This is a genomic window from Diaminobutyricibacter sp. McL0608, from assembly GCF_039613825.1.
GTDB lineage: Bacteria > Actinomycetota > Actinomycetes > Actinomycetales > Microbacteriaceae > Diaminobutyricibacter.
Genome location: NZ_CP154826.1, coordinates 41,525 through 63,424, shown reverse-complemented (window position 1 = coordinate 63,424; position 21,900 = coordinate 41,525). Strand labels below are relative to the sequence as shown.

The window sequence follows — 21,900 nt, the reverse complement described above, 5'->3', positions numbered from 1 at the left end:
CGGGTGTGTAGCTCTTGCGAGTCGACGCAGAACAGCGTGCCGCCAGTCCCGTCAGCTGCCAGTCCGTCAGCGGGCAGTGACCTCGAGCGGCCCCGCATCCACGAACGTTCGTGCCCGCACATCATCATCCGGCCCCGAGAACCACAGTGCGAGACGACGATGACGGTCGGACGGTGGCGGCGGCACCATGATCGTCGTCGGCTCGCTGACCACGAAAGGTTCGACAGCGAACACATCGCTGCACGTCTGCGGATCGGTGACGCATTCGACGGGCTGCCCCGCGAGTGTCCAGGCGCCGAAGATCCGGCCACTGAGTGTTTCTCTCCCGTGATGGGACACGCGCACGACGAATTCCGTCGTCGTCTGCGGCGGTTCGATGTCCGTCCCGGCTTGTACAGGGACGAGGTCGAGGACGATCACGGTGTCCGCGTTGTGATCGGCCGCGTTCATCCCGCCGAGGTCTTTTCGCTCGCGGCTTGCCGTGAAGAGTCCGGCCGATTCGTGTTCGACGTCGGCCAGTTCCGTGTACACGTAGCCCGCGATCCTGTCGTGGCGACGCAGTTCCTGGGTCTGCCATCGCACGTGCCACGCCCGCTCGATGCTGGTGAAACCGCCGCCGTATTCGCTGTTGACGAGGGGAATGCCAGACCGGGGCACGGAATCGTCAGCGTAGATGCTCTTGTCGACGACGAAGCCGGGCCCGAGCGGGACAGGGAAGCTCTCGCGTTCGCCTGATGCGATTCCGGCGACGTTCTTCGCCCAGGACGCCGGATGCTCGTCGTAGTAGTGCCAGTCGGCCAGATCCGTCTTCACGTGCGCCCAACCCGAGTTGTCCACGATCGGCCGCGAAGAATCCAGGCAGGCGAGTCGCTCGTATGCGCTCACGACCGCAGCAGTGCGGGCCGCGTCTCCGGGGATATCCCAGTCGAGGCCCCACTCTTCGTTGTACAGGCCCCAGATGACGATGGACGGATGGTTGCCGTCGCGACACACCATGTCATCGATCTGCGCCTCGAAATTGCGGGCGGCTTCAGGGCTGAACCGGCTGGTGCTTGCGGGCTCCGCCCACACCAGCATTCCCATCCGGTCCGCCCAGTGGAGCCAACGCGGTTCTTCGAACTTGAGGTGCTTCCGGATGAGGTTGAACCCGGCTTCGTGGGCCAACCGGATGTCGGTGACCAGGGCGGTGTCATCCGGTGCGGTGATGCCGGTGGCCGGCCAGTAGCCCTGGTCGAGCACGCCTCGCATGTAGAAGCGCTCGCCATTGAGGTACAGCTCTTCGCCACGGGTCTCGAAACTCCGGAGCCCGGAGGTCACGGTCACGGAGTCCTGCCCGGCGACGTCGACGCGAAGCAAATAGAGGTACGGATCGTCGGGTGACCAGAGCTGCGGATGTGCGATCCGGAGGAAGCCACGGGCGTTTCCGTGGCTGTCGGCCACGAGTTGCATGTGCTCATGACCGGAGACGACAGCGACCGTGACTTCCGCACCGTCGGGTGCGTCTCCGTCGACGCGCACCGTGACCTCGAACCCGTCGAGTGAGTCCCCGCGCACCACGACGGACGAAGCGTAGGTCCGGCCGCGCGGTTCGAGCCAGACGCTCTGCCAGATTCCCGAGCTGGGCGTGAACGAGACGCCGTCGTAGTCGTCGCGAGGGAACGACCGCTGTTTTCCGTGGGGAATGCAGCGCTTGTCCGACGGCGCTTCCACGTCGACCGTGAGGATTCCGGTGGAGCCTGCGGTCAGGTGAGTGCTCAGGTCGAACTCGAACGACGTATAGCCGCCCTCGTGGATGCCCACGACGATCCCATCGATCGCAACGGTCGCGCGGTGGTGCACGGCGCCGAAGCAGAGGAAGACCCGGGAGCCATCCCATTCGGCCGGGATCGTGATCTCGCGACTGTAGCGTGCGTTTTCGAGCCATGTCAGTGCGACTCCTGACGCCTCGGTCTCCCAAGCGAACGGCACCGAGATCGTGGTGCGCCGGTCGCCGGCTTCGAATTCCCAAGACCCGTTGAGCGAGAGCCAGCGTGACGAACGGTCGAAGTCGGGACGCGGATACTCCGGTTTCGGGAGCGGTGAAGCCATGAGGGGTGTGCCTTTCAGGTCGATTGCGGTGCTCATCCTTTGACGCTCCCCGCGAGGAGCCCACTGATGAAGTGTTTTTGGAGCACGATGAAGATGATGAGGAGAGGCACGAGCGCAATAGAGCTCGCCGCCAGGAGTTCCCCGGTCACGTGGGCGTAGTCCGCCCCGATCTTGTTCCCGGTGATGTTCTGCGCGAGCGTGGAAAGGACGACCTGCAGGGTCTGCCTGTTCGTCGCGGTCGTGGCGACGACCGGCCACACGAAGTCGTTGTAGACGTTCATGACGGTGAGGACGGCGAGGCCGGCGATCCCGGGTCGGATGACCGGCAGGACGACGCGCCAATATATTCCGAACTCCCCGCATCCGTCGACGCGCGCTGCGTCGAGCAGCTCGTCCGGTACCGACGAGATCACCTGACGCATCCAGAAGATGGCGAACGCGTCGATCGAGCCTGGGAGGATCAGCGCCTGGTACGTGTTGATCCAGCCCAGTTCCTTCATCTCGAGCAGCATCGGGATGATCAGGACGATGATCGGGAGGGTGAGCGTCACCATCACTGTTCCGAACAGGAGGCTCTTGAAACGGAAGTCGTATTTCGCGAAGGCGTACCCGGCGAGGGGTGCGAACAAGAGGGTGATCGTTCCCTTGAAGACCAGGACCACGGCGGTGTTCAGGAAGCCGGAGCCGATGGGGACGTCGGCGAACATCTGGCGGTAGTTCTCGAAGGTGAATGCCGAGGGATTGAAGCCCAGCGGGTTGGAGATGATGTCGTTCGCCGGCTTGAAGGCTGAGACGAGGGTCCAGACGACGGGCGCGAGGAACGCCGCCATCAGCAGCAGGAGAAACAGGTGCGAGGCGATCGCGGGCCTGCTCCGGCGTGGGCGTCGGTCAAGGCGTGTCTGGGATGCAGTGAGAGAGGACATGTCAGTCGCGCGCCCTCAGGAGTCGAACGAAGAAGAGAGACAACGTCATGAGGATCACGACGAGGAGGAACGAGTTCGCGGCCCCGGTTCCGAGGTCGGCGACCGAGATGTGGTTGTAAAGGTACAGTCCAGCCGTCGTCGTTGATCCGTATGGGCCGCCTTTCGTCACCACGTACGGTTCCGCGAACATCTGGAACACCGCCAGCGTCTGCAACACGACGAGGAACATGATCGTCCGGCGGATGAGCGGTACCGTGATGCTCCAGAGCTGCCGGATGCGCGAGGCTCCATCGAGGCTCGCCGCCTCGTACAGCGACGTGTCGATCGACTGCAGGCCGGACAGCAGGATGATGATCGCGAAACCCGTCGTCTTCCACAGGAAGAGTAAGGCGAGGGTGGGTTTCGACCAGGTGGTCGTGGTGAGCCACCCGATATCGGGCAGTCCGAACAGGTGGAGGAAGCTGTTGACGGCTCCGTAGTTCTGGTCGAAGACGACGATCCATACCTGTGCGATCGCAACAAGGGGCGTCACGAAGGGGACAATGAAGGCCGTGCGGTAGAACCCGCGAGCTTTCAACTTCGCGCTGTTGAGCAGCACGGCTGCAATGAGCCCGACGCCGACCTGGACGGGAACGATGAGGAGCCACAGTATCCCGGACGTTGCCAGCGACGCCCAGAAGTCCGGGTTCGACAACAGGTACGTGTAGTTGTCCCAGCCGATCCAGCGCGCAGCCCCTTCGCCGTGCCAGCTCGTGAAACTCAGCCGGAACGTGAAGACGAGCGGGTAGATCGTGAAGGCAGCGAAGATCGCCAGGAACGGCAGAATGAAGACATAGGGCGCCGCCTTGCGTCGCACCAGGGACCAGCGTGGCCCCCGCTGCGACGCGTGCGGAGCCGTCCGCGACACCGGCGTGGTTGTCGTGACGGTCATGGTGGATCGGTCTCTTTCGGTCGTGGTGCGATACGGCGACGGACTTACTGGCGGTCGATCAGATTGGTTTGGATCTGCTGGGTGGATTGCTGGATCACCTGGTCGGGTGTCATCGTGCCGTCGAACATCTTCTCGAGGTTGTTCCCGAGGTAGTTCACGGCGCTCGCCCACCATTTGGGCGTGGGAGTTCCGCCCGGAATCTGGTTGCCGGCGCCGACCGCGGTCTTCCACAGGTTCTGTCCGCCCAGTGCGTCAACCGTTCCGAACAGCGGTTTCGCCGGGTTGGCCGCAGGCTGGTAGCTCGGGATCGAGGTGTTGAGCCCCTTCGGGTAGACCGAGTTCGGCCCGTACACGGCTGAGTATCCCTGCTTGTCGTACATCAGGAACTTGTAGAACAACCACGCGAGTCCCGGGTTCTTGGCGTCTTTCGGAATGACGAATGACGACCCGCCCATTGCGCCGGAGCGCGCTCCGCCGTCGGACCAGGCGGGAAGCGGCATGGCGCGCCAGTCACCGCTTGTCTTCTTCAGCAGCTGCTGCGGAGCGAAGTCGAACCACATCGCCCACGGAACGAAGACCTGCTTGCCACTGTCGAGAGTGTTGATGTCGGTCGGGCCGAGGTAGTCGGCCCGCATTCCGAGCTTCTCCTTCTGGACGGTGTCGAGCCAGGTGAGGATCTGCTTGTAGGCGGGCGAGTCGAGGCGCAGCTTTCCCGAGGCGTCCGTCATGCTCGTTCCCTGCTGGCTTGCGAACATCTCGAGCCAGAGCTGTGCGAGGAAGGCGGAATTCTCGAGGTGTATCGGACCAGAGGTCGGGTCTGCTTGCTTGACCTTGCGTGCGGCAGCGAGCAGATCGTCGTAGGTCTTGATCGTCGCTGGATCGATTCCGTCTTTCTGGAGAACCGTCGCGTTGTAGAAGAGCAGCCCGGGGTCGAGGTCGAACGGCACGCCGTAGATGCCGCCCTTGATGGAGTTGACGGCCACTTTCTGCTTGGCGATCTTGCCGAGGAAGGGCTTGAGGACATCCGAGAGGTTCCACAGGCTTTGCGAATAGCCGGCTACGAGGGAATCGTCGAGGAATACACCGTCGGGCACGTCGGTGCCTGTCGTCAGCGTGTTCTGGAGCTTCGCGTCGATGTCGACGGCCTGGTGGTTGACTTTGATGTTGGGATATTTCTCGTTGAACTTCTTGATCGTCGCGTCGAAGACGTTGAAGAGGTCGCCGGAGCGGTCCCAGATGGTGATCGTGCCTTTGGGGGATGCAGCGGTCGGCGCCTGCAGGACATCCTTGCCTGCGGGGGTCGGCGAGCCAGACTCGATCTGCGGGCCGCAGCCCGTGAGCACGACGGCGACTGCAGCGGCCGTGATGCCCGCGGCTACTGCGGTAAGGCGACGACGTGAACGAGCGCGGTTCCGCTTGTTCCGGTCGCCTCGGGGGGCGTACGGGGTTTCCATGAACACTCCTTTGTGAGCGGGCAAACCGGTCGGGGTAACCGGATTCAGGTAGCACCTCACGCTTGCTGACAGCGACGCTACCCTATTTGCCAACGTGTGCAAATTCTATATCGCATTTGCACACGTTGCAAACACTATGCTGGGAGAAAGTTCAGAACCGATGGGAGCGGACGTGCCCGCAACACTGAAGGACGTCGCGGACCGCGCAAACGTGTCGATCCGCACCGTGTCGAATGTGATCAGTGGCTACGAGCACGTGAGCGAGAAGATGCGCCGCCGCGTCCAGCAGGCGGTCGACGAGCTAGATTACCGCCCCAACCTCGTCGCCCGCACACTTCGCACGGGACGCACGGGCGTGCTCGCGCTGGTGGTCCCGGAGATCGACGCCCCATACTTCAGCGAACTAGCACGTGACGTCATCAACGCCGCCGGAGAACTCGGCTACCGGGTGATGATCGACCAGACCGGCCACGACCATGCCCGCGAACGTGAACTGCTCACGGGCGGCGATCGCACGATGCTGTTCGACGGCATTCTGTTCAGCCCTTTGGTCACGAAGGCCGAACTGTCGGAGATGGCGCCGCACTCGAGCATCCCTCTGGTGCTGCTCGGCGAGCACAGCTTCGACGGCCGGTTCGATCACGTAGCGATCGACAACTTCCGCGCAGCGCAGGACGCCACCCGGCACCTCATCGAGATCGGCCGCGTGCGCATCGCTGCGATCGGCGAGCAGCCCTTCGAATCTTACGAGACACCACACCAGCGAACAGAGGGATACGCAGCAGCCCTCACCGAAGCCGGACTGGGATTGGACCGGCGGATGATGCGCCCCGCCACCCACTACAGCCGGGCGGACGGCTATGAAGCGGCCTCTGAACTGCTGGCCCTGCCCGACCGACCCGACGCCATCTTCTGCTACTCCGACCTCCTGGCCATGGGTGCGCTCAGGGCGGTCTTCGACGCCGGCCTCCGGGTCCCGGACGATGTGGCGATCATCGGCATCGACGATATCGACGAGGGCCGGTACTCCCGTCCCACCCTCTCGACCGTGTCCCTGGACACGCCATTCATTGCCCAGCAGGCGGTCGCCCGGATCGTGGCGCGGATCGACGACCCTGACACACAGGCCGAAGAGGTCGTCGCGCCCCACTCGCTCATCGTGCGGGAAAGCACGTCAGCGCCAAGCTAGGCCCGGTCGGGCACATCCAACTCGAGATGGCTGTGACGCTCAAGGCATCGGCGAAACGATCGCATGTACCCATTGGATTTACCGATTGCGGGCGGGTGGCGCTGCACTCTCCCTGATGACCAGCGTCGGCATCTCCGAGGAGAACCTGCGGACCTTGTCGCCCGAGAACAAGCCGCTGAGCATCGCGTAGGCACGCGATCCGAGTCCGGCGAAGTCCTGCTTCACCGTTGTGAGCGCAGGCGACCACATCGCCGCGAGAGGATGATCGTCGAAACCGACCACGCTCACGTCTTCCGGCACGCTTCTGCCGCCGTCGCGGAGGCCTCGCATAACGCCCATGGCGATCTCGTCGTTTCCGCAGAAGATCGCGGTGACGTCGTCGCGAAGTGCGATCTCTCGGCCGATCTCACGGCCTGATCGAGGATCCCAGCTCGCGTCGAAGATCGCGGGTGCGGCGATTCCGCGCTCGGTGAGCGCTCGGCGCCATCCGGTCGTGCGTCCGTCTTCCCTGCGTGACGGCGGAACGCGCACATGGTGAACGGTCTGGTGGCCGAGGTCGAGGAGATATTCGACGAGCTCCTTAGCGGCTGCCGCCTCGTTCAGAACCGCCTGGGGCACACCCGCCTCGCGTATTCCCGAAATCGCAACCGCAGGCATGTCCTTGGGAAGCCGGTGCAGTGTGGCCACTCCAGGCGGGTCGAATTTGAGCACGATGATTCCGGCGATCGGCTGGGCGAGGACCAGCTCGACGGCGCGATCGACCGCCGCATCGTCTGCGGACTCTACGACGGTGATCGTCACGCTGAAACCGGCACCGCGAGCGCTTTCCTCGACGCCGCGAATGGTTTCGGCGTAGCCGTACTGGGAGGTGTTCCCCGCGACGACGGCAATGAGCTTGGGCCGCCCCACGACCAACGCCCGCGCCGCCGCTGACGGACGGTAGTTGAGGTATTCGATGGCGCGGAGCACCCGGCGCTTTTTCTCGTCGGAGACGTTCGCGGCGCCGGTGAGCACTCGGGAAACCGTCGGCACGGAGACGCCGGCATCGCGCGCGACATCCGCGATAGTTGGGGCTTTCGGCGCAGTCTTCGACATCGTCCTCAGCATAGCGACGGGCTGTTCGCTATCACTTGACCGCGCCGCTGGTGATACCGGAGATGATTTTGCGCTGCATGACTGCGAACGTGATCAGTAACGGCAGGCTCATCAGGATGATGTAGGCGAAGACCAGGTGCCAGTTCTGCAGGTAGAGTCCGGAACTCGCGACCTGGTAGAGGTTCAATGGAAGTGTGTCCAGACGACCGCCGATCACGAACAGGGCATAGAAGACGTCGTTCCAGATATAGAGGCAGATCAGGATCGTCGCAGTCGAGATGGTCGGGCCGAGCAGCGGCAGGATGATGCGGAAGAAGACTCTCACGGGCCCCGCACCATCCACTCGCGCCGCTTCTTCGAGCTCGACCGGGATCGTTCTAACGAATCCGGTGACAAAGAAGATGACCGTCGAGAGGTACATGCCCATGTAGACGCCGATCATTCCGACCGCGGTTCCGGCGAGCCCGATCTGGCGCAGCAGCAGAACGATTGTCACGACCGCAGGAGGAAGGACGATTCCACTGATCGCGAGGGCGTACACGAACGCGATCGCCCGGCGCTTTCGACGGCCGAGGATCCAGGCGGCCATCGAGCCCAGCAGGAGCACGCCGGCGACCGAGGGAACCATGATCAGAAGGCTTCCGAAGAACGCGGCGATCATCCGGCCCTGGTCGAGAACAGTCGCGAAGTTCTGAAAGAGATGCCACTGCGTCGGGAGGTTGAGGCTGGGGTTGAGTGCCTCCGCCTGGTCTTTGCCGGCGGTGACGACGACGAGCCAGAAGGGTACTCCGAGCAGGAAGACGACGAGCAGGATGGCGACGACCGGTTGGATGAATCGGGTCGGCTTGAGATTCTTGCGCCGACTCGGGGTTGGGGTCTGGCTTGCGCGCGTGGTGCTGACGGCGGTCACAGGACTTCTTCTCTCTTGCGCAGGAAACGGATGACGGGGAAGGCGAGGATCGTCACCATCAGGAAGAGCGCGAGGCTCATGGTGGTCGCCTGGGCGAACAGGCCCTGGCCGAAGGTGCGGAAGATGAAGATGTTCAGCAGCTCGGTCGTGCCGCCGGGTCCCCCGGCGGTCGTCGCCTGAACGATGTCGAAGCCGTTCATCGATCCCAGAAGCGCGGTGGCGACGTTGAAGGTGACCGCGGGTGCCAGCAGCGGGAACCGGATCGTGCGGAACGTCATCCACCACCCGGAGCCGTCGAGGCGGGCGGCTTCGAGGATGTCCTCGTTGATGGTCTTCAACCCGGCGAGGTAGATCAGCATCGAGAGTCCCATCCACTTCCAGGAGTGGATGATGGCCACGACGAGGATGGTCCAGGTGGTACTGCCGAGCCAGGCGACCGTGACGTGCTGGCCGGTGAAGAAGCTCAGGATCTGGTTGAGGCCGCCTTCGGGCTTCAGAAGGGCCTGGAAGATGTAGCCGACCGCCAGCGCGCTCATCACGACCGGTACGAAGAACGCGACCCGGGCGAAGCGGTTGACGGCTGTGTCACGTTCGAGGATGAGCGCGAGGGTCAGTCCGAAAAGGTTCTGGAAGAACGCGACGAGGATCGCGTAGATCAGAGTGATCCGAAGATCGGCCAGGAGCGCCCCGTTGGTGAAAATCGAGAAGAAGTTGTCGAAGCCGACGAAGCCGATGGAGCTGTGGAAGCTGGACCAGTTGGTGAAGGCGTAGATGAAGTTGAAGATCGTCGGCACGAAGAAGAACACCACGAGGATCACCAGCGCAGGAACGAGGAACCAGGCCGGATGGTCCTGCCGCCGGCGCTGCTGGCGGAATCGGCTCGGCTCCTTGCGCTGACCCGCCGTCGGGGTGACAGGCCGCACGAGTTGCGTTGTCATCGGTATTGCCTTTCTCCGCTGCGGTGGGCGGCGACGGTGCGGTCGCCGCCCACCACGTTGGGCTAGAAGCCCGTGACGCCTTGTGCCTTGGCGAGCTGGGCGAACTGGTCCTGGGTGGTCTGGGCGACCTGAACGGTCGTCTTCGTGCCCTGGATCATGTCCGCGAGGTTGAGGTACAGGTCGGGGTTCGCGACAGCGAGCGCCTGCATCGACCCGACGGAATTGTCGATCGAGGCCGCGACATCCTTCAGCGCCTGGGGCACGTCGGAGGGGGTGTCGACACCCTTGATCAGCGACACGGTGGACTGGGCCTTCACGAAGTCCTTGTAACCGTCGCCCAGCCAGTACGACAGGAACTGGCGGGCTGCCGCTTCCTTCTTGCTGTCACCGGTCTTGAAGGCGACGAGCGCGTTCGACTGGTCCGGGATGAAGGTCCCCACGTTGCCCGTCGGCGAGATCGGGAAGAACCCGATCTTCTTGTCGAGATCAGCCGTGTTCGACGTCGCCTGAAGCTCGCCGAAGAAGGAGTTCACCTGCATCACCATCGCGGTCTTGCCGTTGAGGAGGGCGTTGCCCTGGTCGACGAATGTCGCGGTCTTGATGTTGGAGTTGAAGAGACCCTCCTGGATCAGCTTCTGGTACGTGTTGATCGCGCCCTGGATGGTCGGGTCGGTGAACTTCTCCTGGTTCGCGTTGACCTTGTCCCACAGGCCGGCCTTCGCAGCGTCAGCCAGTTGCGCCTGGACCCACCACTGGGTCGCCCACTTGTCGCCGCCCATTTCGTAGAACGGGTCGACGCCTTTCGCTTTGAGTTGCTGTGCGAGGGTGATGAAATCGTTCCAGTTCGTGGGAGTCGCCGTGATCCCGTTGGCTGCGAAGACATCCTTGTTGTAATAGACGCCGATGACGGCGGGCGTGGTCACGAGCGCTGCGTAGCGGGTCTTGTCGAGGAGGCCCGTGATGTCGCCGAGGTTGCCGGTGTAGTTCTTCACCCACGGAGCGCCGTCGAGCGACTGGAGGTTGGTCTTCGCATTCAGGGCAGTGAGTTCGGATGCCGTCGGCTGCCAGAACGCGAGGTCCGGCTTGTCACCGGTAGCGACCTTGGTCTGCACCCCCTGCTCGTAGGGGTCGGGAATGGTGACGACGTTGACCTTCGCTCCCGTCAGCTTCTCGAATCCGGAGATCACGCTGTCCGCGGTCTTGTTCGAGTTCTGCGCCGCCCAGATGGTCAGGGTGACACCATCGAGCTTCGTGTTCTGCGCGGGCCATGAGGTCGCTCCGCTGGCATCGCCGCCAGAGCCGGGGTCGCTGCATCCGGTCAGCGCGAGCGCTGCGGCTGTTGCGACAGCCGCGAAGGTCGCGACGCCTTTCCAAGCCTTCTTCATTGAACTGCTCTCCTTCTTTTTTGTAGCGTCGTCGACGCTACTTGGTTTGCATTGCAGGATGTTGACGGTCGGATGTTCAGCCGACCTCGATGCGGAACACTCGTGCCCCGATTTCCCCGGTGGGGTTCGCGAGGAGGAGCGTCCCTGTTTCCGAGTCCCAGTTGCTGTTCCATTCGGGAAGGGAGTGCGGAAAGACGGTGCGAAGGCGCAGTGACCTGCCGCGCCATTCGGGAAAGGACAGCATGGAGTGCGCGACGCTGGCGTCGCGGTTCCACACGGCGAACACGTCGCCTTCAGGCGAGGCCATCCCCAGACTTGTCCAGGCTGCATCCCAGTGGGGCAGACCGAGAGGCCAGAACGGACGAGCCGACGCGATCAGCGCGGCCTGACTCTTCGCAACAGCGATCGAATCCGCGACCAGATCGCGCTGCGCAGGTGACATGCGGTTGAGGTAACCCGAAACATAGAAGCGCCCGAGCAGCCCCGTGGTGAGACAGAAGGCGACCTCTTCGAGAGTCATCTCCGGTTGCGGATAGGCCCAGCTGGCCGCCTGCTCAGGAAGGATCGACATCGGGGCTGAAACCGCGATCGGCGGATACTTCAGAAAGTCCTGCTGATCCGAGGTCGACTGCAGCTGGAGGAGGGAGAGGATCGCATAGTCGGCACGCATCCCACCGCTGGCGCAGTTCTCCAGCACCAGCGTCGGATGCCGATCGAGAACCCCCTCGAGCCACGCCAAATGTGCACGATTGTGGTCGAGCAGACCGTCTCCGACACTGTCGGCCGCTACGTCGGTGCCCGGGCCGGGGTTGATGTTGTAGTCGAGTTTGAAGAACCCGATGCCATAGTCGCGGACCAGGCGATCAATCGTCTGGTCGAGATGGTCCCGCGCCGCGGGATGCCGCAGGTCGAGGTGGTACCTATCGTGCTCGACCACACGTTTACCGCTGCGCTGAAGGAATGCCTCGGTCGGCAACGTGGATGCGATGGGGCTCTTGATGCCGACGACTTCGGGTTCGAGCCAGAGCCCGGGAATCATCCCAGTCGATGTGATTCGATCGATCACTTCGGAGAAGCCGTTCGGAAAGCGGACGGTCGAAGCCTGCCACTCGCCGACGCTGTCCCACCAATCGCCGCTGTTGTCGTACCAGCCGGCATCGATACAGAAGATGTCGGCCCCGGCAGCACCCGCGGCGTCGATGAGAGGCAGGAGCTTCTCGGTTGTGGGATCTCCATCGAGAGTGTTCATGTAGTCGTTGAAGACGACCGGCATCGCGGAATTGTCTGGATGGATTCGCCGACTGGACCTGCGGTAACTCGTCAGCGAGCCGATCACCTCAGTCAGCTCAACGCCGAGCGCGATCGCGACGGGGACGGTTTCGAAGGTCGCGCCGGGCTCAAGCACCTTGGTCCACTGATGATCTGTGTCCGATGGGCCAGACAGCGCGACATAGCCGCTGGCTGTGTCCTCGCCGATTTCCCACCGCCATGGCCCGTTGTGCTCGATCTGCCATGCCCAGGTCGCATGCAGTCGTGGGGATGAGACCGCCGCGACGGGCAGGTGCTTGCCGGTCGACCAGGTTCCCGTTGAGACAACCGAGAACTCCCCACGCGGGTTGTGATTGGTCAGGTGCTGCTCGAGTCGGGGAAAACGCACACCGTTGAGGGGTTCGGTGACCCACCGGTTCTCCCCCAGCCAGTCACTGAGGGCGTGATGCACCGTCCAGTCGCGAATATCGCTGACCCGGTCGCCGCCGAGGTAGGTGGCGAACGACGGCACTGCGCGAAGGACAACGCTCTCCGTGCCGGCATTCGTGACAGCGACGCTCGAACGCAGCACTGAGCTCTCGTCGCGAAGGGTCAGCGTGATCGCCGATTCAATTCTGGTCAGCTCGTGGCAAACCACGATCGTGAGCGTCCGTTCGCCACTCTCATGGGTCTCGTCGTGCCGGAGGTAGCGGGACTCGTGACCGATAGACGTGTGGATGAGCCTGTCATTGGCCAGCACATGGCCGTGGCTGACGGTGAGGACGTCGATGAGTGGCAGCCCGGCGGGCATCTGCAAATGGAGCGAGCTGCTGTGCACGGCAGCGATGCGAGGAGCTGTGGTCTCCGACCACTCGACTTCGATCGCCGTCGTGCCGTTGCCCCAGTACAGGCGATCGTTCATCGTTTCCTCTTCTTTGCGGACCATAGGTGCCGTAGCCGGCAAAGTAAATGATAGCGATTTCACGCTTGATTGCAAACCCAGTTTGAAAACGGTATCAAATTTCGAGAAATCGGCTGCCACCGGTGGCTACTTACCAGCATTTACGGGGAAAAACGGCACCTCATCGAGCATGACTGGTGCAGCCAAACTCTTTCTTGCCCCCAACCACGAAACCGTTATCATGGTAACGCTTTCACGCATTACGTTTCATCTCGTACAAAGGAGTATTCGCTTGAATTCGAACCGAAACAGAGCCGCGACTCGTCGCGTCGCCTCGATGGCCGGGGCTGCAACGGCGATCGTCCTGGCAGTGGGCGGTCTCGCCGGCCCGGCCGCGGCCGCCAACGTCGACCACCTGCAGGTTGACCTGTCGCACACCACCGGCGCTTTCCGTGGCGGATCGACGGGAACGCTCTACGGACTCGGCGACGACGGTGTGCCGTCGCAGGCGGTGCTGGACGGCGCTCACATCACGAATACCTCACAGAAACCGCCCCAGGGCGCCCAGCATCCGAACGGCGATGCTCTCAGTGTCGAAAAGTCCTTCTTTGCCGGCGGCGGCCAGGATCTCTATGTCTACGTCCAGGACATGTACCCGGACTGGCCATACAACAGCGGCAAACGGCCCGGCGACGCCAACAACGACGGCGTGTGGGACTACCTCCCGATCCTCAGGAACACGGTCGAACAGATCGCGACGAAGTCGCAGGATCCGCAGAAGTACGTGTTCATTCCCTTCAACGAGCCCGATGGTGGCAACTGGTACCCGAGCTGGTCGACGCAAAAGGACCAGTTCCTCGCCGACTGGTCGGCGGCGTACGACACGATCCAGCAGGTATACACGGAGCATGGACTCGGCCACGCCCGCGTCGGTGGCCCCGGCGACTCCACCTGGCACACCGATCGCAGCACAGACTTCCTCACTTATGCGAAATCAGACAACGAACTGCCGGATGTGTTCATCTGGCACGAGCTCGGCACCAACAACCTCGCAACGTTCCGTGGGCACTACGCCGACTACAAGCAGATCCTCAAGACCCTCGGTCTGCCCCTGATGCCCGTCGACATCACCGAGTTCGGGATGCTGCGTGACATGGGCGTCCCCGGCCAGCTGATCCAGTGGATCTCGATGTTCGAGGACAGCAAAGTCGATGCGCAGACCGCCTACTGGAACTACGCCGGCAACATCTCCGACAACTCCTCGCGGAACAACGGCGCCAATGGTGGCTGGTGGATGTTCAAGTGGTATGGCGACCTCGCCGGATCGACCACGGCAGCTGTGACTCCTCCCCAACTCAACGTGCCCGATTCTTTGCAAGGCCTCGCCGCGATCGACCCTGCGCAGAAGAAGGCGACTGTTCTTCTCGGTGGCGGCAGCAACGATGTCTCAGTCGACGTGAACGGTATCAACCCCTCCGTGTTCGGGACCCACGTGCATGTACAGGTGCGAGCCGACCGGGTCAACGGTGCGGAAGGCGCCTCCCTGCAACCGCCTATCGTCCTGTCCACGGACGCCCATGTCACCAATGGCACCCTCCAGGTGACCGTGCCGAAAGACAGCCGCTACTCCGCCTATCAGGTGGAGATCACGCCAGCACTCACGAACGCACAGCCCGTTGCCACCGATCTCGTGAACACGACCGAGGCCGAGAACGCCTCCCTCACGGACGCCACCGTCTACCAGCAGGACCCGTCGCGCGAGTGGTCGTTCATGGCATCGAACGGCGAAGACGTCGGCTCGTTCAACAAGGCCGACTCCGCCGCGACGTGGACGGTGAACGCGCCCCAGACCGGTGACTACCGTCTGACCATCCTTGCCGGAGCCAACCAATCCCCCGGCAAGCACGCCCTCTTCCTCGACGGGGCGTTCAGCCAGCTGGTGAGCTACTCGGCTGACCTGGGATGGACGTACCGCGGGACTACAGACGCAACCATCCACCTGACAGCGGGTAGCCACACACTGTCCCTTCGCGCAAGCAAGGATGGAAAGACCGTGCTCCCCGGAGCCGACATCACCCTCGACCGCTTTGACCTTCACGACGTGACGGCGGGCGAGCAGGCGACATATCCGGCGGCCGACGCGCGGCTCGCCGGAGGTGCCACTCTCGCCTGGAGTAGCCCGGCCGCTCGGGGCTACGCGTCCGTATCCGGCAACGGCTCCGCGACGTTCTTCGCAACGACCGCGGAAACCGGCTACTACGACGTCACTACCAATCTGGCCACGACCGGCACAGGGGCGGGCGTCGACCTGAATGTGAACGGCGAGGAGGTCGCGCTTCCAGCGACGACCGGACCGGGCACGTGGAAGTCGACCGTGCGGTTGTACCTTCCGCAGGGAGTCAACGAGATCGTCATCCACGCGACCATCGGCACCGCGCTCGTCGGAGACATCTCAACCGTGCGCGGCGCGGAGGAGAAGTCCGCTGACACCGACCCGAGACTCGTGTTCCACAGCCAAGCGAAGGACCTCGCCAGGTCCGGCGCTGCCATTGTTCAAACTGACCCCGCGAACTCCAACGGCACACCAGACTCGAGCGGCGTGGTGCATGACGTGGGCTACATCGGAAACGGTGCAAACAACACGCTGAGCATCCCGCGCCCTGCAGGCTTCGACGCAGGGGACTACCAGCTGGTCGTATCCGCGGCGAACGCCGACAAGTCCGCCGCGATCAACTACAACCCACAGGTGATCAGCCGATTCCTGGACATCGCGGAAACCGGTGGCGCGACCATACGGGCAGCATTCCGACACAACTACTCGTGGAATAGCTACTGGGACAAGACCATCCCGCTGAACTTGTCCACGGACACGGGAACGCTCGTCCTGGGCAACGCCACCGCGTACGCCCCGAACATCAACACGGTCACGCTCGCGAAGTTTGTTGCCGGAGCGCCCGTGACGGTCGAGTCCCAGATCGGTCTCGGCCAGAACTAGTGAATCAAGGGGTCTCGCCTCGCCTGCCTGCCGGGACGACGAGGCGAGACCCTTCCACCAGAGGTTCGAGAGCGCCACCGGAACTCATCCGCTCAACCCCCTCACGGTCGGCTTCCTAACTCCCATTGGTCGACCGCCTCGTATCAGGTCTTTTGCATTGCGGAGGGCGTGGGATTCGAACGACGTTCTCCGATTTGGCCGAAGTGTCGTCAGAACGTTGTCACGGATGTTCGTGCGGCCCTTCGCCTTCCGCGACGCCCGCTTCGGTCCAGAGACTGAAGGGTCAGCGTCAATGATGTGCGTCCACGACGCGCAACACGTTCTGCCTGCGGTGGTGGGCAGCTGCGGCAGGGAAGCAAGGCTCTGGCTGGAGGGGGCCGGCCGCGACTAGCGTCAGACTATGAGCCCCTCATCGAAGTCGGAAACTTTCCTCGAGGCCGACGGGCACCGGGTGCGCATCTCAAGTCCGGACAAGGTCGTGTTTCCGGGCCCCGGGCTGACCAAGCTCGACCTCGCCCGCTACTACCTCACCGTCGCCGATGGTGCTCTGCGGGGCGCGGGCGGGCGCCCGATGGTGCTCAAGCGCTTCGTCAAAGGGCTGTCGCAGGAGCCGTTCTTCCAAAAACGCGTTCCGGACGCCCATCCGGACTACATCGACACCGCGACGTTGCACTACGCAAGCGGGACGTCCGCTGAGGAGGCGGTCATACGAAATGCCGCCGGGCTCGCCTGGGTGTCGAACCTGGGATGCCTGGACCTCAACCCGCACGCCGTCCGGGCCGAAGACCTCGACCACCCCGACGAACTCCGCGTCGACCTCGACCCGATGCCTGGCGTGGACTGGTCCCGGATCGTGGACGTCTCCTTCGTAGCCCGGGAGGTGCTCGAAGACCACGGCCTCGTCGGCTGGCCTAAGACGAGTGGTTCTCGGGGGCTTCACATCCTGGTCCGCATCGCACCTCAGTGGGCGTTCAGCGAGGTTCGGCTCGCAGCCGAGACGCTGGCCAGGGAGGTCGAGGGCCGTGCCCCCGGGCTGGCGACGGCGCGTTGGTGGAAGGAGGAGCGCGGCGAGAGTGTCTTCGTCGACTTCAACCAGAACGCGAAGGACCGTACGGTGGCGTCGGCGTACTCGATCCGGCCACTGCCTGACGCTCGCGTCTCGACACCGCTCGAGTGGAGCGAAGTGCGGTCGTGTCGCGCAGAGGAGTTCACCGTTCCGACCGTTCTTCGCCGGTTCTCCGAACGTGGGGACCCGCACGAACGGATCGACGACGCCGCGGGCTCGCTCGACGCGCTCCTCGCCCTCGCCGAAAAGCTCGGTCCGGCCGAGAAGCCGCCCCGTGCTGGGGATGGCGCGGGTCGTCGCATCTCGCAGATGCCTCTCATCGAAGTCGCGCGCACCAAGACGAAACCCGAGGCGCTCGAGGCTCTCGAACACTGGAAGGCCGCGCATCCGGTCGCCGCAGCCCGGCTCCATCCGGCCGATGAACTCGTCGACGGGATGCGCGGCTCGAGTTCGCAGTGGTATCGCGTGCGGGTCAACCTGCAGCACGTGCCCGAGACCGACCGGCCCGAACAGGGCCAGCTGATCGCGGAGTACGACCCGTGGGCCGGGCGAGACTGGCCGTCGCGACCAAAAGACTGAAGGCGAGAGTTCCGGAGGTCACCCCGCCTGCGTGGAAATCACGGACTCATCCGTCTGTCGTCTCCAGTGTTGATTCGGCGCGCATCGACGAACCCGGCCTCGACGGCTCCCGCGGCGACACGGCCCGCATCCTCCACAGACTCGCGGACACCGCCGAAGCTCGTACACCGACCGCGGACGTCGACGGCAGTCGCCTCGCCGCGCTGATCCGTACTCATGTCGCCCGTCCGTCAGAGTAGAGAGCGACGCGTCAAGTCGATGCGACTCAAGTGTTGTCAAACTCCGATCGATGGCAAGCGCTGGAGCACTCGAAATAGCCTCTGATCAATTCTTTTACAACGCGGAGGGCGTGGGATTCGAACCCACGAGACATTTCTGCCCACCAGTTTTCAAGACTGGCTCCATCGGCCGCTCGGACAGCCCTCCTGCGCCGATGCGAAACCGGCTCGCGAAAGTCTACCGAACGACTTCGCGAACTTTCGTCAGAGCCGGCGCCGTTGACGCAGCGTCACGCCGAAAGCGACACTTCCGGTCGAGGCCGTCGGGCACGCCGGACGCACTCGTCCGGAACTGACGCGCTCGCGCATTCCGGCAGCGCGAAACGCCCGCGCGCCGAGTGTCGGCGTTCGCGCTGAGGCAGCCCCGTAGGCCGGCGATTCTCGGTGCGAACGGCGACTCTCGGCCATCGAGCCGCCCGGGTGCGGCTAGCCGGAGAACGGCTTCGAGCAGGTGTACTGCCCGGCGGTCTGGCCGTGCACGTCGCTCGGCAGGTCGACGGCCGAGCCGGAGCCGCTGCCCGAGGAACCACCGGATGAGCCGCTCGACCCGCCGCTCGACGGCGCGGTGGATGGCGCCGTGGTCGACGACGGGGTCTGCGACGCGGCAGGCGCGTTCGGGTCGGTGACCGAGCCGACACCCGTGTCTCCGGTGACGACGACCGGCTGGTCGTTCTGCAGCGCCGTCATGAGTGCGGTCGCTGCATCTTCGGTCGGTGCCACACCGTCGGCGACGTAGTGGTTCGGGTACTGCACGAAGACGACCTTGTTCAGGTCGATTCCCTTCATGGCGATGGCCATCGAGGCGATCGTCGTCGGGTTGTTGAGACTCTCGGAGAGGCTCATGTTGCTCGCGGCAGCCTTGGCCAGCGCGTAGACCTTGACCGGGTTGGCCAGGGTGTCCGCGCTCTTGATGGTGCGCACGAGCGACGACAGGAAGACCTGCTGGTTGCTGATCCGGCCGAGGTCGGAGCCGTCGCCGACACCGTGGCGGGTGCGCAGGAAGGCGAGCGCCTGGGCGCCCTGCAGGGTGTTCTGGCCGGCCTTGACGTTCAGGCCGGTGTACGGGTCGGTGATGTCCCCCGCGACACAGACGGGAACGCCGCCGACGGCGTTCGACATCTCGATCACGCCATCGAACTGGATGACGCCCGCATACGGGATCCTGAGGCCGGTGAGCTTCTCCACGGTCAGCACGGTGCAGGCGAGCCCGCCGTAGGTGAGCGTGTTGTTGATCTTCTGGTAGCTCATCGCGTCGAACGACCCGCCTTTGGGGTCGGGGCACGACGGGATGGCGACGAACATGTCGCGGGGGAAGCTGATGACGGTCGCGTTCTTGTGGTCGGCCGAGACGTGCAGGAGCATCGTCACGTCGTTGAGGTTCTCGCCGCGCGTTCCGTAGGCGGCATTGCCGTCGCCGCTGTCGCTGCCGGCGAGCAGAACGTTGAAGGCGCCGTCGATGGCGCCGACCTGCGGCACGATGGCCTTGCCCTTGGCGTCGACGAGGGTGACGGATTTGTGCACGCTGCTGGTCACATCCCACGCCGCGATGGCAGCGACGGAGACGCCGCTGACGAGCACGACGCCGAGCGCTGCGGCGAGGATCTTCGCGAGCGCGGTGAAGGGGTTGCGGCGCTTGAGTTGGCCGTGACGGGCGATCGTCGAGGCGTCACCATTGCCGGTTCTACTCCGGTTGGTGCGGGGTCGCAGGTCGCTCATTCACTCCCTTTCAGCTCGAGACACAGATGTTAAGGCTCTCAGACCAGTCTGGCAAAGGTCTGAACGGATGCGCCGAAGGCCTTCAGAGTGCGTCGAGAACGAAGGCGAGACCGTCTTCGAGCACCGGTCCGGCAACAGCCGTCGCAGCCGCTTTGACGTCATCCGGGGCCTGTCCCATGGCGAAGCTGCGCCCCTCCGCGCCCGCCCACTGGAGCATGTCGAGGTCGTTGCGGCCATCCCCCACCGCCACCAGGTGTGCGCGATCGATGCCGAGCCGTTCACGCACCCGCTCGAGCGCAGTCGCCTTGTTGACCCCGTCCGGCGCGATGTCGAGCCAGGCGGTCCAGCCGATCGAATAGCTGACCTTGTGGAGGCCCATCCGCTCCACGATCGAGAGGAACTCCTCCTCGTCGTGCTGGGGCGAGATGACGACGACGCGGGTCGCGGGATGTGCGGAGAGCTCCTCGAACGGAACCTCCTCGCCGTTCGCCAGCTCCCACTCGCTCATGCCTGCGGTGTAGCGGCGGAAACCGGTCGGATCCTCGACCATGAAGCTCCCGCTCGGCAGGTGCGGGCGGATCATCTCGAGCACTTCCGACGGGTCGAACACCTCGACGAACTCGCGCCGGTAGCCGCCCTCGGCCTCGGGGTCGCGCTGCATCGTCAGGGCACCGTTCGCGCAGACGACGAACTCCGAGTGCAGCCCGAAGCGTTCGAGGATGGGCGACGCGGTCTCCCAGCTGCGCCCGGTCGCGAGCATCACCTCGTGGCCGGCGTCACGCACCCGGGCCACGGCGTCGACGACGGCCTGGCCGACCGTCTCGTCTTCGTTGATCAGTGTTCCATCGACGTCGAGCGCGATGAGCAGACGTTCGGCGGCTGCCATCTAGCCGACCGGCTCGAGCACGTCGAGACCGCCGAGGTACGGCCGGAGCGCTTCCGGCACCACCACCGACCCGTCGGCGCGCTGGTGCGTCTCGAGGATCGCCACGATCCAGCGTGTGGTCGCGAGCGTGCCGTTGAGGGTGGCGACCGGCGTGGTCTTGCCGCTCTCAGTCCGGTAGCGGATGTCGAGCCTGCGCGCCTGGAAGGTCGTGCAGTTGGAGGTCGACGTCAGCTCGCGATACGCGTCCTGCGTCGGGACCCATGCTTCGACGTCGAACTTGCGGGCGGCGCTGGAGCCGAGGTCGCCTGCAGCCACGTCGATGACGCGATAGGTGAGTCCGAGCGATTGCAGCATCCCCTCCTGCCAGGCGACGAGCCGATCGTGTTCGGCCTCGGCGTGCTCCGGGAGCGTGTAGACGAACATCTCGAGCTTGTTGAACTGGTGCACCCGGATGATGCCGCGGGTGTCCTTGCCGCCCGAGCCGGCCTCGCGGCGGTAGCAGGTCGACCATCCGGCGTAGCGGATCGGGCCGTCGGCCAGGTCGAGGATCTCGTCCGCGTGGTAGCCGGCGAGCGCCACCTCGCTGGTGCCGGTGAGGTAGAGGTCGTCGGCCGGCAGGTAGTAGATCTCATCGGCGTGGGCGCCGAGGAAGCCGGTGCCCTGCATGATCTCCGGTTTGACCAGCGTCGGCGTGATCAGCGGCGTGAAGCCTCCGGCGAGCGCCCGGTCGAGCGCCATGTTCATGAGTGCGATCTCGAGACGGGCGATGACGCCCTTGAGGTAGTAGAACCGCGCCCCGGAGACCTTCGCGCCGCGCGCCATGTCGATGCCGCCGAGCAGTTCACCGATCTCGAGGTGGTCGCGGGGTTCGAAGTCGAAGGTCGGCCTCTCGCCGACAGTGCGCAGAGTGACGAAGTCCTCTTCGCCTCCGGCGGGCACGCCGTCGATGATCGGGTTGCCGAGCGCGCGGATGGCGAGACCGAACGCCTCCTCCGCCTCGTTCGCGGTCTGCTGCGCAGCCTTCACCCTCGCCGCGAGGTCCTGCGCCTGGGCGACGAGTGCTTTCTTCTCGTCCTTCGGCGCGGCCGCGACCTTCTTGCCGAACTGGTTCTGCTCGGCGCGCAGCTCCTCGAAGGCGGCGATTGTCGAACGACGCTCCACATCGGCCAGGAGGGCGGCGTCGACGAGAGCTGCGGACTCGCCTCGCGCTTCTTGCGAGCGTTTGATCAGGTCGGGATTTTCGCGAAGCAGAACGGGATCGATCACGGGAGCCAGTCTAGTTCTGGGGCACCGAGTGCCGGGTCCCGTCGGGTTACGA

General features: G+C 64.2%; 16 protein-coding genes and 1 tRNA gene. 3 read left to right on the top strand and 14 right to left on the bottom strand.

Annotated features, from left to right (window positions below; translation table 11 throughout):
• Window positions 1–66: 66 nt before the first annotated feature.
• Genes AAYO93_RS00270 through AAYO93_RS00255 form a run of 4 tightly spaced genes read right to left on the bottom strand, consistent with a single transcriptional unit; the run spans window position 67 to window position 5,396 of the window.
• Window positions 67–2,124: a glycoside hydrolase family 2 protein gene (locus tag AAYO93_RS00270; protein WP_345763029.1), complete on the bottom strand. Its 2,058-nt coding sequence runs from the start codon at window positions 2,122–2,124 to the stop codon at window positions 67–69.
• Entirely contained in the window at window positions 2,121–3,011 is an 891-nt protein-coding gene (locus AAYO93_RS00265) for a carbohydrate ABC transporter permease (RefSeq protein ID WP_345763028.1), read from the bottom strand. Before AAYO93_RS00265 ends, AAYO93_RS00270 begins: the two co-directional genes overlap by 4 nt.
• 1 nt (window position 3,012) lies before the next feature.
• Window positions 3,013–3,942, bottom strand: a complete 930-nt coding sequence (locus AAYO93_RS00260; protein WP_345763027.1) for a carbohydrate ABC transporter permease — start codon at window positions 3,940–3,942, stop codon at window positions 3,013–3,015.
• 44 nt (window positions 3,943–3,986) lie between these two features.
• Window positions 3,987–5,396, bottom strand: a complete 1,410-nt coding sequence (locus AAYO93_RS00255; protein WP_345763026.1) for an ABC transporter substrate-binding protein — start codon at window positions 5,394–5,396, stop codon at window positions 3,987–3,989.
• 172 nt (window positions 5,397–5,568) lie between these two features.
• On the opposite strand from AAYO93_RS00255, the gene AAYO93_RS00250 reads away from it, so the two are divergent.
• Window positions 5,569–6,585 (top strand): LacI family DNA-binding transcriptional regulator, encoded by a 1,017-nt coding sequence (locus AAYO93_RS00250; protein WP_345763025.1) that lies wholly within the window; start codon window positions 5,569–5,571, stop codon window positions 6,583–6,585.
• 78 nt (window positions 6,586–6,663) lie between these two features.
• Here the strand turns inward: AAYO93_RS00250 and AAYO93_RS00245 are convergent, their stop codons facing one another.
• The 5 genes from AAYO93_RS00245 to AAYO93_RS00225 all read right to left on the bottom strand — a co-directional run bounded on the left by AAYO93_RS00245 (window position 6,664) and on the right by AAYO93_RS00225 (window position 13,083).
• Window positions 6,664–7,680: a LacI family DNA-binding transcriptional regulator gene (locus AAYO93_RS00245; protein ID WP_345763024.1), complete on the bottom strand. Its 1,017-nt coding sequence runs from the start codon at window positions 7,678–7,680 to the stop codon at window positions 6,664–6,666.
• Window positions 7,681–7,711: 31 nt separating this feature from the next.
• Complete coding sequence (locus tag AAYO93_RS00240) at window positions 7,712–8,590, bottom strand: carbohydrate ABC transporter permease (protein WP_345763023.1); 879 nt, start codon at window positions 8,588–8,590, stop codon at window positions 7,712–7,714.
• Window positions 8,587–9,528 carry a carbohydrate ABC transporter permease gene (locus AAYO93_RS00235; RefSeq protein ID WP_345763022.1) on the bottom strand — a complete coding sequence of 314 codons (942 nt, stop codon included), beginning with the start codon at window positions 9,526–9,528 and terminating at the stop codon, window positions 8,587–8,589. Before AAYO93_RS00235 ends, AAYO93_RS00240 begins: the two co-directional genes overlap by 4 nt.
• A 62-nt stretch (window positions 9,529–9,590) precedes the next feature.
• Entirely contained in the window at window positions 9,591–10,913 is a 1,323-nt protein-coding gene (locus AAYO93_RS00230) for an ABC transporter substrate-binding protein (protein WP_345763021.1), read from the bottom strand.
• Between the two features lie 76 nt (window positions 10,914–10,989).
• The gene (locus tag AAYO93_RS00225) at window positions 10,990–13,083 is read right to left on the bottom strand and encodes an alpha-galactosidase (RefSeq protein WP_345763020.1); all 2,094 of its coding nucleotides are present in this window, start codon (window positions 13,081–13,083) and stop codon (window positions 10,990–10,992) included.
• A 316-nt stretch (window positions 13,084–13,399) separates the two neighbouring features.
• On the opposite strand from AAYO93_RS00225, the gene AAYO93_RS00220 reads away from it, so the two are divergent.
• Window positions 13,400–16,057 (top strand): CBM35 domain-containing protein, encoded by a 2,658-nt coding sequence (locus tag AAYO93_RS00220; protein ID WP_345763019.1) that lies wholly within the window; start codon window positions 13,400–13,402, stop codon window positions 16,055–16,057.
• Between the two features lie 400 nt (window positions 16,058–16,457).
• Window positions 16,458–17,702: a DNA polymerase domain-containing protein gene (locus AAYO93_RS00215; protein WP_345763018.1), complete on the top strand. Its 1,245-nt coding sequence runs from the start codon at window positions 16,458–16,460 to the stop codon at window positions 17,700–17,702.
• Between the two features lie 38 nt (window positions 17,703–17,740).
• Here AAYO93_RS00215 and AAYO93_RS00210 read toward each other — a convergent pair whose 3' ends face one another.
• The 5 genes from AAYO93_RS00210 to serS form a co-directional block, all read right to left on the bottom strand.
• A complete protein-coding gene (locus tag AAYO93_RS00210) occupies window positions 17,741–17,920 on the bottom strand; it encodes a hypothetical protein (RefSeq protein WP_345763017.1) in 180 nt (59 codons plus the stop codon).
• 123 nt (window positions 17,921–18,043) lie between these two features.
• Window positions 18,044–18,128 (bottom strand) — tRNA-Ser (locus AAYO93_RS00205).
• 278 nt (window positions 18,129–18,406) lie between these two features.
• Entirely contained in the window at window positions 18,407–19,696 is a 1,290-nt protein-coding gene (locus AAYO93_RS00200) for an LCP family protein (RefSeq protein WP_345763016.1), read from the bottom strand.
• Between the two features lie 82 nt (window positions 19,697–19,778).
• Window positions 19,779–20,582, bottom strand: a complete 804-nt coding sequence (locus AAYO93_RS00195) for an HAD family hydrolase (protein WP_345763015.1) — start codon at window positions 20,580–20,582, stop codon at window positions 19,779–19,781.
• Window positions 20,583–21,848, bottom strand: coding sequence for a serine--tRNA ligase (gene serS / locus AAYO93_RS00190; protein ID WP_345763014.1), 1,266 nt, complete (start codon window positions 21,846–21,848; stop codon window positions 20,583–20,585).
• Window positions 21,849–21,900 lie beyond the last annotated feature (52 nt).